This is a genomic window from Rhizobium sp. ARZ01, from assembly GCF_014851675.1.
In the GTDB taxonomy this organism is placed as follows: domain Bacteria; phylum Pseudomonadota; class Alphaproteobacteria; order Rhizobiales; family Rhizobiaceae; genus Mycoplana.
On the sequence record NZ_JACVAE010000001.1, the window covers coordinates 542,404 to 555,443 of the forward strand.

Consider the following 13,040-nt stretch of genomic DNA (forward strand, 5'->3'; position numbering starts at 1 on the left):
TCAGTTCCTGTCGCTGCCCCGGCCGATGCCGATATATTCGAACCCGTGGCGCCTGACTTCCTGCGGCGGATAGACGTTGCGCAGGTCGACCAGAATCGGTGAAGCCATCGTTGCGTGCAGCCGGCGGAAGTCAAGCGCGCGGAACTCGTCCCATTCGGTCACGAGCACGAGCGCGTCCGCCCCGGCTGCAATGGCATAGGGATCGCTGCCGAACTCGACCTCCGGCAGAAGCTGACGCGCACCCTCCATGCCCTCCGGGTCGAAGGCGGCGATGCGCGCGCCGTGATCCTGCAGCGCCTGGATGATGGTAAGGGAGGGGGCCTCACGCAAATCGTCGGTATTGGGCTTGAAGGTCAGGCCGAGAACGGCGATCTTCCTGTCGCGCACCGTGCCGCCGCAGGCGGCGATTACCTTGCGGGCCATGGCGCGCTTGCGGTTGTCGTTGATGGCGACGGTGGTCTCGATCAGGCGCATCGGACTTTCGGCATCCGACGCCGTCTTGACGAGTGCCAGCGTATCCTTGGGGAAGCAAGAGCCGCCATAGCCCGGGCCGGCATGGAGAAACTTGTCACCGATGCGCTTGTCGTAGCCAATGCCCTTGGCAACCTTCTGCACGTCCGCGCCCAGGCGCTCGCAGAGGTCGGCGATCTCGTTCATGAAGGTGATCTTCATGGCGAGGAACGCATTGGCGGCGTATTTGATCAATTCCGACGTACGGCGTTCGCAGAAGAACAGCGGGCCCTCGTTGAGGTGGAGGGGACGGTAGACCTCGGTCATCATGGCGATCGCGCGTGGATCGTCGGTGCCGACAACGATGCGGTCGGGGCGCTTGAAGTCGCTGATTGCCGCACCTTCCCGCAGGAATTCGGGGTTCGAGACGACGGAGATGTCAGCGTCCGGGTTGGTCTCGCGGATGATGCGCTCTACCTCGTCGCCGGTGCCGACCGGGACGGTCGACTTGGTGACGACCACGGTGTAGCCATCGACTGCCTGGGCGATCTGGCGTGCGACCGCGTAGACGTAGGTGAGGTCCGCGTGACCGTCACCGCGCCGCGATGGGGTACCCACCGCGATGAAGACGACATCGGCCCAGGCGACGGCCGCCTCCAAATCAGTGGAGAAATTCAGGCGGCCGGCCTCGCTGTTCGACAGGGCCAGTTCCCGCAGCCCCGGCTCGTAAATCGGAATGTCACCCTTGCGCAGGGCGTCGATTTTCTCGACGACGTTGTCCACGCAAACGACTTCATGGCCGAAGTCGGCAAAGCAGACGCCGGAAACGAGGCCGACGTAGCCGGCGCCAATCATCGCAATTCGCATATGAACCCTTTCGATTGCCTGGGGTGGGTCGTGTGAAGGGATGTTTGCGCGCTGAACCGGACGCGATCGGGAAGCGCCGACGATCCAGCGATAGAGAGCGACTTCTATTCATCTGGGCAAATAAACGAAACCATAATCTACAACTCATTGTCCTGAATGGGAACGTTGCTTCCTGAGAGGCATCTCAGTGCTTGGTGGCACCGTCATTCATGGCGTCGGCAACGTTGCGCCAAGCCGTTTCGACGATGTGGTGGACGGTATCGAGTTCGGCACTATCGAAATAGAGAGAAGTCCAGCCCTTGTGGCCCCAACCGCCGGGAACTGCCGCGCACAAGCCGGGTTGTGTTTCCACTAGCATGGCCTGCTGACCGCGCGTCAGCTTGCAAACGGCTCGGCCCGCTTCCGGCAGGGACAGGAAGATGCGCCCCGCCACCCGGAAGTCGCGCTTGCCGAAATGGGCATTTTCCTCGGTGCCGGGCAGGGCCAGCGCCATCTGTACAAGGTCCTCGGATGTCATGCGAAAAAATAGCACGGATCGCGACGGCCCGGAAGGCAGCCTACGTGGGGGGAGGCTGCGCCGATGATCGAAATCGCAGAAATAGGAAAAAAATCCTTGACAGCGTCACGGTGCTTTGCTAGTGTTTGACTACAGTCGGAAAAGTGCGGGCGGAGAGATCGCCCAGCCACCGGAAGACGCGGCAAGGTCCCGGAAGAAGAAGAGATCGCTACCGGGAAAACGTGCAGGCGGCAGAAGCGTTCGATGAAGCTCGGTCTTGCCAGGAGGTACTCGGCAAGGCAAAGAGACGAACGACCACCGGTTCTCATATCTGACGATATCCGCCCGCCGGCCGGCTGGCACAGAGTTGAGACGGAAAGCGCCCGATCCCCAAAGGACTGCGGCGCTTTCTCTTTTTCCGGAGCCGATGCATGCACACATTCGACAATGTCGATGCCGCCCTGTTCGGCGTGTCGACGACGCAGGTCCCTTATGACGGATTTGCCCGTGGCTCAGGGTGGGAGGAATCAGGCTGCGCCAACACAGCAGCCGTGTGCCTCGACGTAAAGGCGGAGTCCGACGGCGATCCGCTCGACGAGATGCAGGCGATGCTGGCTGAGATGACGAAGGAACTGCGCGAGCGGTTCCAACGGTTCCAAAGCCAGCGCCGCACGGCGGAGCAAGTGGCGGACACGGCCGAGGACGAAGCGGACCGCAAGCTCGCCCAGGCCGATGCGAAGGCGGCGATCGAAGCGGTTTCCCTGATCGTGCGGACGCTCGAGAAGATCGACAGCCTACAGCGCACCATTCTGAGCGAGCGGCGCGATACCAATGAGCGTCGCGGCGAGGTGGCCGACTATGACGCGGTGGTCGCTGAGTTCGACCGGCGCGTGAAGGCGAAGGCGGATGCCTATTTCGAACAATGGAAGGCGGATTATGAGCGATGCGGGAAGGCGCCGGCCGCCGATCCGGCGATGGGGACCGGCAGCGACGGGAAGAACGGCCCGTGAGCAGGGGAGGCTTGCAAGGAAAGTTCGAAGCGCATTCCTGAACATGGCGGATCGCATGACAAAAGAGGCGGACCGGGCCGGCGAGCGTTGCGAGGCTGTACGAAAGGCCGCACTCGACGCCCTGACAGCGCTGGAGCGCAAGGGGGAGGAAGAGGCTGCCGCGGTTCCCGACCGGTCCACCAACGGTGGCAGCCCGGCTCCCGCGGCCAAACGCGCGGTGCAGGACAATGCCGATGTGGCCGAATTTGCAAACGAGCAACCGTTCGACTTCGGAGATGCGAGCGCCACTGCGGGGGTGATCAGCCAGGCCATGCGGCGCTGGAATATGCAGCGCCATCCCGCCCAGGAGATGCCTGAGGGTGACTGGCGCATTTGGCTGCTCATGGGCGGGCGCGGCTCGGGCAAGACGCGCGCCGGTGCAGAGTGGGTGCACGAGACGGCGCGGACGACGGCGAATCTGCGGATCGCGCTGGTGGCGGAAACACTGGGGGATGCGCGTGAAGTGATGATCGACGGCGTATCCGGCATTTGCCGGATCGCGCGGGACCAGCGCCCGGAATTCGAAGCATCGCGCCGGCGACTGGTCTGGCCCAATGGGTCGATCGCGCAAGTCTTTTCGTCAGAGGATCCCGAAAGCCTGCGTGGACCGCAGTTCCATCTCGCCTGGTGCGACGAACTTGGAAAATGGCGGCATGCGCAGGAGACATGGGACATGCTGCAGTTCGGCCTCAGGCTTGGCGAGAGGCCGCAGGCGCTTGTGACGACGACACCCAGACCAATCCCGCTGCTGAGGAGCCTCACGGCCGACCGGGGGACAGTGCTCCGGCGCATCCGCACGACCGACAATGCAGGGAACCTGGCGGCGGGCTTCCTCGAAGCGATGGAGGAGCGCTATGGCGGGACACGGCTTGGCCGGCAGGAACTCGACGGTGAATTGATCAGCGATCGTGAGGACGCGCTGTGGAACCGGGAACGGATCGAGGCGGTGCGCCAGCGTATGCCGGGGCCGCTCTCGCGGATCGTCGTGGCGGTCGACCCGCCGGCGACGGCATCGAGCCACTCCTGCTGCGGCATCGTCGTCGCCGGGCTGGACGGAACGGGAAGGGCGGTGGTGCTGGCGGATGCCTCCGTAACCGGGGCCAGCCCGGCAGGCTGGGCGAATGCGGTGGTGCGTGCCTTTCGCCGTTTTGACGCCGACCGGATCGTCGCCGAGGTGAACCAGGGCGGCGAGATGGTTCCCGCCATGTTGAGAAGCATCGATACGGTTCTGCCGGTAGCGATGGTGCGGGCGACGCGCGGTAAGTATCTGCGCGCCGAGCCGGTTGCTGCTCTCTATGAGCAGGGGCGCGTCGTGCATGCGGGGAGTTTCCCGGAACTTGAAGACCAGATGTGCGACTTCGGGCCGGACGGGCTTTCCTCCGGCCGTTCACCTGATCGGCTGGATGCGCTCGTCTGGGCGCTCACGGCCCTGGTACTGGACCGGCGTGGTGAGCCCAAGATACGTGGCATTTGAATACGTCTATGGATTGTAATTAACAGAAAAGCACTTAATGAGTGTATTTCGATTATGATTGTGCTTTAATGTGAAGCCTGAAGCTATTGGGCATCGAGTGCTGGCACGCGGGGCGGTTAGGTCCGCCCGGAACGCGCGTCGCCATGCCCGTGATGCGGCGCGGGAGGGAGAGATGACGATCAATAGAGCGTTCTTTTTCGAACGGGTGGAGACGTACCTCTACAACCACGGTCCCGACAAGGAAGCGGTTGCCGGCCATTCGGCGATCCTCGACCGGTGGGAGAAGAACACTCCCACGGACGACGACCGCTGGCTCGCCTACATGCTTGCCACCGCCTACCACGAAACTGGCAGACGGATGCAGCCGGTGCGGGAAAATCTCAACTATTCGTCAAAACGCCTGATGGAGGTGTTCGGCAAGTACTTCGATAACGCTGCGGAAGCAGCGAGCTACGCCGGAAAGCCGGAAAAGATCGCAAACCGGGTCTATGCAAACAGGCTTGGCAACGGCGACGAGGAGAGCGGTGACGGTTGGCGCTACCGCGGGCGCGGCCTTGTGCAGATCACCGGCAAGAACAATTATAGAAAGTTCGCCATCGAAGGTTCGCCGGATGACGCACTGGAGCCTGCCGGGGCGCTGACAATGCTGTTCGATGGTATGATCAAGGGGCTCTATACCAGTCGACCGCTGAAGGACTTCTTCAACGGAGCGAAAGAGGAGTGGGTCGCCGCACGGCAGATCATCAATGGGTACGACCGGGCGAAGGACATCGCAAACTACGCGCGTCACTACTATTCCGCGCTCAGCTACACGACCAGCTAGGGGCGGGATCTACTAGCCTCGTCCAATCTGTGCGGCAGATTGTTGCGGCTCTGCAGGAGAGAATTTGCAGGAAATGCCGAAGCATTTTCGACCTTTTCGACGTGGCAGTTCGCAAAAACCGCCGCCTTCGGGTTCGAAGTCATGGGGCGTATGATCGCAACCAGTGTTCGATAAGACCATAGGGTCTCGTCTTGCGCTGGTTGCCATTTTGGGCGCCGCCGTGGAGCCAGACCAGCGATAGCCGGCTGCTGCGCGGCCACTGACCGGGTGGAGGCGCGCGCCTTCGCAACAAACGAGGACAATTCCATGAGATTTCCGTTTCTTCTGCCCTGGCGGCGCGCCGGGGCGCAACGCGTTGCCGTCCCCGAAAAGAAGGCGACGGGGTTCGTGACACTGACCGCCGAGGGGCGGGCACGGTGGTCCAGCAGAAGCTACGCATCGCTGGCGCGCGAAGGGTTCATGAAGAATCCCGTTGCGCATCGGGCGGTGCGGATGATCGCCGAAGCTGCGGCTTCGGTGCCCTGGCTCGTCTACGAGGGCGAGGATGAACTGGCGGACGACCCGCTGGCGGAGCTGCTCGTGCGGCCGAATGGCCGGATGGGCGGTAACGAGTTCTTCGAGGCGCTGTACGGGCATCTGCTGCTCTCGGGCAACGCCTTCGTCGAGGGGGTCCGTATCGGGGCGGGCCTGCGCGAACTGCACCTGCTGCGCCCGGACCGGATGCGGGTGATCGAGGGGCGCGACGGCTGGCCCGAGGCCTACGAGTATCGGGTCGGCGGTAGTGTGCGACGCTATCCGGCGGGAGAGGCCGCGACGGGTGAGGGCGGGGGTGTGCTGCATTTGCGGCTATTTCATCCGCTCGACGATCATCTTGGCTTCGCTCCGCTTGAGGCGGCCTCGGTGGCGCTCGACCTCTCCAACGCTGCGGCGCACTGGAACAAGGCGCTGCTCGACAACTCGGCGCGGCCCTCGGGCGCGCTCGTCTACCAGCCGAAGGAGGGCGGCAACCTTTCAGCCGATCAGTACGACCGGCTGAAGGCGGAACTGGAGGAGGGCTACTCCGGCCCCGCGCAGGCCGGCCGACCGATGCTGCTGGAGGGCGGGCTGGACTGGAAGGCGATGGGGATGAGCCCGCGCGAGATGGATTTCATCGAGGCGAAGAACGGGGCGGCACGCGACATCGCGCTCGCCTTCGGGGTACCGCCGATGCTGATCGGCATTCCCGGTGATGCGACCTATGCGAACTACCAGGAGGCCAACTGCCGCATCCGGCGAATTGAACCATGAGACAGCGCCTTTCCCTTGGGAGGCGGTGCTGCACATTGGCCTCTGCAGGATGCGGCTTGATCCCAAAATATTCTGGTCGATGACCCCGCTGGAGTTTGCGATAGCGGCCGGCTTGCGCGGCGGTGGCAATGGCGCGCCAGACCGGCGGGGGCTGGAAGCGCTCTTGCAGGCGTTTCCCGATGGTGTGCCAGCGCATGTGGTCCGACCCTAGGCGCGCCGCGATCTTCCAGAAGCATTTTCAGCGCTTTAGGCCATTGTCCTTGCACATGTCTTTCGCCGGGGGAACTGGCCCCTCCGAAAAGCAGGCCTTGGCGCGTGCATGTAGCGGCAGCACCTTTTCAGAGAACGGAGCGGCAAGATGACGGAACCGGATGGCAGCCCCCTGGTCGAGACGGTGGAGAGCGCGGAAGCGTTGCGGTCGGTCTTCGACGACCTCGAAGCGCGCTCGCGCTCTTTCGGAACGGCGTTGGGAAGCGCGTTGAAATCGGCAACAGTGGACGGGCGGGGGCTGGAGGACGTGCTCAAGGGCCTGGCGCTGCGGATCAGCAATATCGGGCTTTCCGTCGGCCTGAAGCCACTGGAGGGATTGCTGGCGTCCGGAATCTCCGGGCTTGCGGGCAAGGCGACGCCCTTTGCCAAGGGCGGCGTGGTGGCCGCGCCGACCTATTTCTCCTCGGGCGGTGGTCTCGGGTTGATGGGCGAAGCCGGGGCGGAGGCGATCCTGCCGTTGCGGCGCGGTGCCGACGGATCGCTCGGGGTGGCAGCGAGCGAGGGCGGCGGCGGAACAAGCATCGTCTTCAACGTGACCGCGACAGATGCGGGAAGCTTCATGCGCTCGCAGGGGCAGGTTGCGGCGATGCTGACGCGGGCGGTCGGGCGCGGGCAGCGGGGGCTTTGAGACATGGCAGGATTTCACGAAGTGCGCTTTCCGCTGCGAATCGCCCTTGGAACGAGTGGCGGGCCGGTGCGGCGCACCGACATTGTCTCGCTCTCTAACGGGCGGGAAAACAGGAACCGCCGCTGGCAGGATGCAAGGCGCCAATACGATGCCGGCTCCGGCGTTCGCTCGATTGACGATCTCTACGCAGTACTTGCCTTCTTCGAGGCCCGAGCGGGACAGCTCTACGGTTTCCGCTTCCGCGATCCGGTCGACTGTAAGTCCTGCGGACCAAACGAGGTCGTTTCGGCAACCGACCAGCGGATCGGCACCGGTGACGGAACGACAGCGGCGTTTCAATTGACCAAGTCCTATCTGGACGCGGGCGGCGCAACGACACGGACGATCGCAAAGCCGGTGATGGGCAGCGTCGTCATCTCGGTCGCCGGTGCGATCGTGCCCGCGGCGCAATACTCAGTCGATTATGCAGCCGGCCTCATCACTTTCTCGGCGGGGGCCGTGCCAAAAAGTGGGCAAATCGTGCGGGCCGGCTTCGAATTTGACGTACCCGTGCGCTTCGACACCGACCGGATCGACATCGACCTGGCGCAATTCAACGCCGGGCGCATTCCATCCATCCCGCTGGTGGAGATCGCGCCATGAGACAGATCCCGGAGGATCTCGCAGACCATCTCGCGGGCGACGTGACGACCGTCTGCCAATGCTGGCGGGTAACGCGCAAGGACGGGACCGTGCTGGGCCTTACCGAGCACGACCGCGACCTGTCGTTTGCCGGGCTGACCTATCGCGCCGCAAGCGGTTTTCAGGCGAGTGACGCCGAGATGGGGTCTGGGCTCGCCACCGAGGCGAGCGAGATCGCCGGCGGCTTTTCGTCGGCGGCGATCAGCGAGGCGGATCTTGTTGCCGGACGCTATGACGGTGCGCGGGTCGAAGTCTTTCTCGTCGACTGGCAGCATCCCGAGCGACGCATGCTTCTGTGGTCGAGTCCGCGATCGTACCGGCCTGGCGACGTCGGATCTGCGCCGTATTTCGGTTTCCGGAGACGGCTGAAGCGTAACCACTCTCCCGTCATGCCGGACCTGATCCGGCATCCAGCGCGCTCAAGTCCTTGAGCGCAAAAATGCCCTTTCGCGCCGCCGACGCGGTGCGGCTGGACCCCGGATCAAGTCCGGGGTGACGGGAGGAGGGGGCGGAGCGCTCGCGTAAGCCAACGGCTGCTCACCCAAACCAACCTCTCAAGTCACACACATACACACACGCACAACAGAGCCAGAGGCTTCCATGGCGACAATTCTTTTCCAGGCGGCGGGCGCAGCGCTCGGCGGCATCTTTGGACCGTTCGGGGCGATCGCGGGGCGTGCAATCGGCGCCATTGCCGGATCTGCCGTCGATCAGGCACTGCTTGGCGGCAGCTCGACGATCCGGGGAAGCAGATTGCAGGATGCGCGCATCCCAGGCGCGGACGAGGGGGCGGCGATCAACCGGGTCTATGGCACGGTACGCGTCGGCGGCACGCTGATCTGGGCGACGCGCTTCGATGAAGAAGTGACCTCCGAGCGTTCCGGCGGCAAATCGACTGGGCCGCGTGTCGAGACCTACAGCTACTACGCAAATTTCGCTGTCGGCATCTGCGAGGGGCCGATTGCCGGCGTGCGGCGCGTTTGGGCCGACGGTCGGGAGCTCGACCTTTCCGACGTGCCGATGCGGATCCACCGGGGAGAGCCGGACCAACAACTGGATCCACTGATCGAGGCGAAGCAGGGGCCGGGCAACGCGCCGGCCTATCGCGGGCTTGCCTATGCCGTCTTCGAGCGGCTGCCGCTCGACAGCTTTGGCAACCGCATCCCGATCCTGCAATTTGAGGTCCTGAGGCCGACCGGAACGCTGGAGAAGCGCATCCGCGCGGTGACGATCATTCCCGGCTCCAGCGAGCATGGCTACGATCCGCGCAAGGTGGCTGAGCGACTTGGCAAGGGCGAGGGGCGCAACATCAACCGCAACAACCGGATCGCCGCGACCGACTGGTCGGCGTCGATCGACGAGTTGGAGGCGCTCTGCCCCAATCTCGAACGGGTGGCACTGGTCGTTGCCTGGTTCGGGACGGACCTGCGTGCTGGTCACTGCAGGATCGTGCCGGGGGTGGAGGTCGCGGAGCGTAGCGACGAGAGCCGGCCCTGGCGGGTTGCCGGCATCGGACGCGGTGCGGCGCATCTCGTCAGTGGGAACGATGGCGCGCCGGCCTATGGCGGCACGCCATCGGACGAGAGCGTGGTTGCGGCCATCGCGGACCTGAAGGCGCGCGGGCTGAAGGTCTATCTCTATCCCTTCGTGCTGATGGACGTTCCGGCCGGCAATGACCTGCCGGACCCCTATGGCGGCACCGGTCAGGCCGCCTATCCCTGGCGGGGCCGGATCACTTGCCACCCGGCGACGGGGCGGCCGGGCAGCGCCGACAAGACGGCAGCAGCGCGCAGCCAGGTCGAAGCGTTTTGCAACGGCGATGAGGGTTATCGGCGGATGGTGCTGCACTACGCGCATCTGGCCGATGGCGCAGGCGGCGTGGACGGTTTCATCATCGGCTCGGAGATGCGGGGGCTGACGCATCTGCGCGACGGGGCGGAGGCCTTCCCGTTTGTCGAGGCGCTGTGCGAGTTGGCGCAGGACGTGCGATCCGTCGTCGGACCTGTGACGAATCTGACCTACGGCGCCGACTGGAGCGAGTACTTTGGGTATCACCCGGCAGACGGCAGCGGTGAGGTGCACTTCAACCTCGATCCGCTCTGGGCCTCGCCTGCGATCGACGCTGTCGGCATCGACAACTACATGCCGCTTTCCGACTGGCGCGACGGCGATGCGCTTTCGGGCAACCCGGACGGATTTCGCCTGCCGGACGACGAAGCCGGCATGCGGGGGATGATCGAGGGTGGCGAGGGGTTCGACTGGTACTATGCGAGCGACGCGGACCGGGCCGCGCGGCTGCGGTCGCCGATCACCGACGGTATGGCGGGCAGGCACTGGCTCTACCGCTACAAGGATCTCACCGGCTGGTGGACGAACCGGCATTTCGACCGGGTCGACTGTGCGGAAGCGTCCGTGCCGACAGCCTGGGTGCCGCGGTCGAAGCCGATCTGGTTCACCGAACTCGGCTGCCCGGCGGTCGACAAGGGCACAAACCAGCCGAATGTCTTCACCGACCCGAAGAGCGCCGAGAACGCGCTGCCTTACTTTTCCGGCGGCGGGCGGGCGGATGCGATGCAACGCCGGTTCCTCGATGCTCATCACCGCTGGTGGCAGGGAAGCAGCGCCGAGCCAGGCATGGTCGATCCGGATCACGTTTTCGTCTGGACCTGGGACGCGCGGCCCTATCCGGCCTTTCCGGAAAATGACGCGCTCTGGGCCGACGGACACAACTGGCAGCTTGGCCATTGGCTGAACGGGCGGCTCGGGGCGACGACGGTTGCTGATGCGATCGCCGCGATCCTGAAGGACCATGGCTTTGCCGACTTCGACGTGTCGATGGTGAGCGGCGATCTCGTGGGTTTCGTGCACGCGGAGCCCGGCTCGGCGCGCAGTCTGCTGGAGCCGCTGATGGCGGCGTTTCAGATCGATGCGGTGGAGGAGAACGGCATTCTGCGCTTCCGCTCGCGCCTGCGCGCGGCACTGCCTGCAGTATCGATCGACGTTCTGGCGGAGCGGCCGGACGAGACGGCCTTCGAGGAGGTGCGCGGGCATCCAAGCGAATATGCCGGTGAGGCGATCCTGGATCATATTTCCGATACGTCCGCCTACCAGCGGGTAACGGCGCGTTCTCGGCGGATGACGGCGGACAATGACCGCGTGCTGCGGCTGTCGCTGCCGGCGGTATTGCACGCCGGTGCCGCCTCCGGGGCAATCGAAAGCGCACTGCGCGATCATCGGGCCGGCATGCGGAAGTTGACCTTCCGGCTACCGCTGAACGCACTCGCAGTCATGCCGGGCGACGTGGTGCGGCTGAATGAGGGGCCGGACGGTCGTTTTCTGGTGACGCGTGTCACGGAAGGCGCCGTGCGCGAGGTGGAGGCACAGAGCTTTGCCGGCGGTGAGGCGAGCGCCCAGGTGCCATTTGCCAGACAGGCGGCGCGGGCCGGCGGCGGGCTGGAATCGGCGGCGTTCCTGCCTGAACTGCAGTTCCTCGACCTGCCGTGTTTCGATGCCGGACCGGAGGAGAGTTTTGCGCGTATTGCCGCTTATGCCAAGCCCTGGCGGCCGATCCTGATTTCGTCCTCGCCCGGAACCGATGGATACGTCGCACGCGTGCGGCTCGATCGTCCGGCGCGTATCGGTCAGTTGTCCGCGGCACTCGAGCCGGGGTGTGTCGGGCGATTCGATCTCGCAAACGCGATCGAGCTCGAACTGCCCTTCGGCACCATGTCGTCGAAGGCGCGAAACGCGGTGCTTGGGGGAGAAAACCGAATTGCCATCGGCTCGCCCTCGGGACATTGGGAGGTCATAGGCTTTCTCGATGCGGAAGAAACAGCGCCCAGGCGCTGGCGGTTGAGCGGTCTGCTGCGCGGGCTTGCGGGCAGCGAAGATGCGATGGCGGAGGGGCATACGGCGGGCGCTGTCGCGGTGCTTCTGGATGCCGCCGTTCGGCCGCTCGGGCTCCTGGCGGACGAGGCTGGCCGCAGCATCAACTGGATTGCCGAGGCAAGGGGCGTGACGGAGGCGATCACGCCGATCGTCTTTGCCGGCGGGGTGCGCGCAAGAACGCCGATTGCGCCCGTGCATCTTAAAGGCAGACGGCTGTCGGGCGACGCAATCGGTTTTTCATGGACGCGACGGGCACGTCTGAACGCGGACAGCTGGGAGGGTTACGACATTTCGCTCGATGAGCCATTCGAAAGCTATCGCATTGAAATTCTTGCAGGTGAAGCGATCGTGCGGTCTGTCGAGACCACCCAGCCCTATTTCGAATATGCGGCAGCCGATGAGATCGCCGATTTCGGCGAAGTGCAGGCGCAGATCACTATCCGCGTACGTCAGCTTGGCCTTGCGGTCCGCGAAGGGATCGCGGCGCAGAAAGTGGTGAAACTCTAACTGAAAGGCTCATTCCATGAGTGCAGACATCAAAGCCTGGTATCTCTCGAAAACCGTCTGGGGCGGTGTGTTGGCGATCATCGCGTCCATCGCAAACATCGCGGGCTTCGGAATCAGCGGCGCGGAGCAGGCCGAGCTTGCTGACGGTATTACCGCGCTGCTGGCCGCCGCAGGCGGAATTGTCGCCGTGGCTGGACGGCTCGTTGCACACAGAAAACTCAAGTAACCGGGATACATCCACGCCGTAAAAAGCGTTGCCACATTCATTTGCCATTCAGCGTCGTTGGGTTAATTCTGGCGCCACATTGTTACTGCCATGAAAGTGTGTCTATGACCTCGCCCTTCCTCATCGCCGCAACAGCGGCCAGCCTGGCGTTCGCTCAGCCGGCCGCAGACCGTCCGGCCGACGTGCTGATGGTGGCGGCGGCCGATTGCAGCGAGGCCGCGCGCCAGGTCGTCGCCGATACAGGCGGCGAACTGCTTTCCGCACAGCCGCGAAATGGTGTATGCGTGGTCACTGTCCTGGTACCCGGCAAGGGCAACGCGCGTCCGCGCAAGATCACGGTGCGGGTGCCGATGCAATGACCGGCGATCGCCTCGCTGGGCGATCGGCGGAAGGA

The 13,040-nt window shown here is 64.4% G+C and carries 13 protein-coding genes; 11 read left to right on the plus strand and 2 right to left on the minus strand.

Annotated features, from left to right (window positions below):
• A complete protein-coding gene (locus tag IB238_RS02570; RefSeq protein ID WP_192243280.1) occupies nt 1-1,317 on the minus strand; it encodes a UDP-glucose/GDP-mannose dehydrogenase family protein in 1,317 nt (438 codons plus the stop codon).
• A gap of 184 nt (nt 1,318-1,501) precedes the next feature.
• Nucleotides 1,502-1,834: an MmcQ/YjbR family DNA-binding protein gene (locus tag IB238_RS02575; protein WP_192243282.1), complete on the minus strand. Its 333-nt coding sequence runs from the start codon at nt 1,832-1,834 to the stop codon at nt 1,502-1,504.
• A 410-nt stretch (nt 1,835-2,244) separates the two neighbouring features.
• On the opposite strand from IB238_RS02575, the gene IB238_RS02580 reads away from it, so the two are divergent.
• The 11 genes from IB238_RS02580 to IB238_RS02630 all read left to right on the plus strand — a co-directional run bounded on the left by IB238_RS02580 (nt 2,245) and on the right by IB238_RS02630 (nt 13,005).
• The gene (locus IB238_RS02580; RefSeq protein ID WP_192243284.1) at nt 2,245-2,823 is read left to right on the plus strand and encodes a hypothetical protein; all 579 of its coding nucleotides are present in this window, start codon (nt 2,245-2,247) and stop codon (nt 2,821-2,823) included.
• 310 nt (nt 2,824-3,133) lie between these two features.
• On the plus strand, nt 3,134-4,336 hold the full coding sequence (locus tag IB238_RS02585) for a terminase family protein (protein WP_246723570.1): 1,203 nt from the start codon (nt 3,134-3,136) through the stop codon (nt 4,334-4,336).
• A gap of 172 nt (nt 4,337-4,508) precedes the next feature.
• Entirely contained in the window at nt 4,509-5,159 is a 651-nt protein-coding gene (locus IB238_RS02590; RefSeq protein WP_210333450.1) for a hypothetical protein, read from the plus strand.
• Between the two features lie 306 nt (nt 5,160-5,465).
• Nucleotides 5,466-6,446 carry a phage portal protein gene (locus IB238_RS02595; RefSeq protein WP_192243288.1) on the plus strand — a complete coding sequence of 327 codons (981 nt, stop codon included), beginning with the start codon at nt 5,466-5,468 and terminating at the stop codon, nt 6,444-6,446.
• The gene (locus tag IB238_RS24875) at nt 6,397-6,657 is read left to right on the plus strand and encodes a rcc01693 family protein (protein WP_192243290.1); all 261 of its coding nucleotides are present in this window, start codon (nt 6,397-6,399) and stop codon (nt 6,655-6,657) included. Before IB238_RS02595 ends, IB238_RS24875 begins: the two co-directional genes overlap by 50 nt.
• A gap of 147 nt (nt 6,658-6,804) precedes the next feature.
• Nucleotides 6,805-7,344, plus strand: a complete 540-nt coding sequence (locus IB238_RS02605) for a phage tail tape measure protein (protein ID WP_192243292.1) — start codon at nt 6,805-6,807, stop codon at nt 7,342-7,344.
• A gap of 3 nt (nt 7,345-7,347) precedes the next feature.
• A complete protein-coding gene (locus tag IB238_RS02610; protein ID WP_192243294.1) occupies nt 7,348-7,986 on the plus strand; it encodes a DUF2460 domain-containing protein in 639 nt (212 codons plus the stop codon).
• Entirely contained in the window at nt 7,983-8,456 is a 474-nt protein-coding gene (locus tag IB238_RS02615; RefSeq protein WP_192243296.1) for a DUF2163 domain-containing protein, read from the plus strand. Before IB238_RS02610 ends, IB238_RS02615 begins: the two co-directional genes overlap by 4 nt.
• A 169-nt stretch (nt 8,457-8,625) precedes the next feature.
• Nucleotides 8,626-12,420, plus strand: a complete 3,795-nt coding sequence (locus IB238_RS02620; protein WP_192243298.1) for a glycoside hydrolase/phage tail family protein — start codon at nt 8,626-8,628, stop codon at nt 12,418-12,420.
• A gap of 16 nt (nt 12,421-12,436) precedes the next feature.
• On the plus strand, nt 12,437-12,646 hold the full coding sequence (locus IB238_RS02625; RefSeq protein WP_192243300.1) for a hypothetical protein: 210 nt from the start codon (nt 12,437-12,439) through the stop codon (nt 12,644-12,646).
• 104 nt (nt 12,647-12,750) lie between these two features.
• On the plus strand, nt 12,751-13,005 hold the full coding sequence (locus IB238_RS02630; protein WP_192243302.1) for a hypothetical protein: 255 nt from the start codon (nt 12,751-12,753) through the stop codon (nt 13,003-13,005).
• Nucleotides 13,006-13,040: the final 35 nt, after the last annotated feature.

Excerpts from the sequence above, each read along its gene's own strand:
- IB238_RS02570 (WP_192243280.1), bottom strand. The coding sequence starts at position 1,317 with ATGCGAATTGCGATGATTGGCGCCGGCTACGTCGGCCTCGTTTCCGGC.
- IB238_RS02615 (WP_192243296.1), top strand. The coding sequence starts at position 7,983 with ATGAGACAGATCCCGGAGGATCTCGCAGACCATCTCGCGGGCGACGTG.
- IB238_RS02595 (WP_192243288.1), top strand. The coding sequence starts at position 5,466 with ATGAGATTTCCGTTTCTTCTGCCCTGGCGGCGCGCCGGGGCGCAACGC.
- IB238_RS02585 (WP_246723570.1), top strand. The coding sequence starts at position 3,134 with ATGCGGCGCTGGAATATGCAGCGCCATCCCGCCCAGGAGATGCCTGAG.
- IB238_RS02590 (WP_210333450.1), top strand. The coding sequence starts at position 4,509 with ATGACGATCAATAGAGCGTTCTTTTTCGAACGGGTGGAGACGTACCTC.
- IB238_RS02620 (WP_192243298.1), top strand. The coding sequence starts at position 8,626 with ATGGCGACAATTCTTTTCCAGGCGGCGGGCGCAGCGCTCGGCGGCATC.
- IB238_RS02605 (WP_192243292.1), top strand. The coding sequence starts at position 6,805 with ATGACGGAACCGGATGGCAGCCCCCTGGTCGAGACGGTGGAGAGCGCG.
- IB238_RS02575 (WP_192243282.1), bottom strand. The coding sequence starts at position 1,834 with ATGACATCCGAGGACCTTGTACAGATGGCGCTGGCCCTGCCCGGCACC.
- IB238_RS02580 (WP_192243284.1), top strand. The coding sequence starts at position 2,245 with ATGCACACATTCGACAATGTCGATGCCGCCCTGTTCGGCGTGTCGACG.
- IB238_RS02625 (WP_192243300.1), top strand. The coding sequence starts at position 12,437 with ATGAGTGCAGACATCAAAGCCTGGTATCTCTCGAAAACCGTCTGGGGC.
- IB238_RS02630 (WP_192243302.1), top strand. The coding sequence starts at position 12,751 with ATGACCTCGCCCTTCCTCATCGCCGCAACAGCGGCCAGCCTGGCGTTC.
- IB238_RS24875 (WP_192243290.1), top strand. The coding sequence starts at position 6,397 with ATGCGAACTACCAGGAGGCCAACTGCCGCATCCGGCGAATTGAACCAT.
- IB238_RS02610 (WP_192243294.1), top strand. The coding sequence starts at position 7,348 with ATGGCAGGATTTCACGAAGTGCGCTTTCCGCTGCGAATCGCCCTTGGA.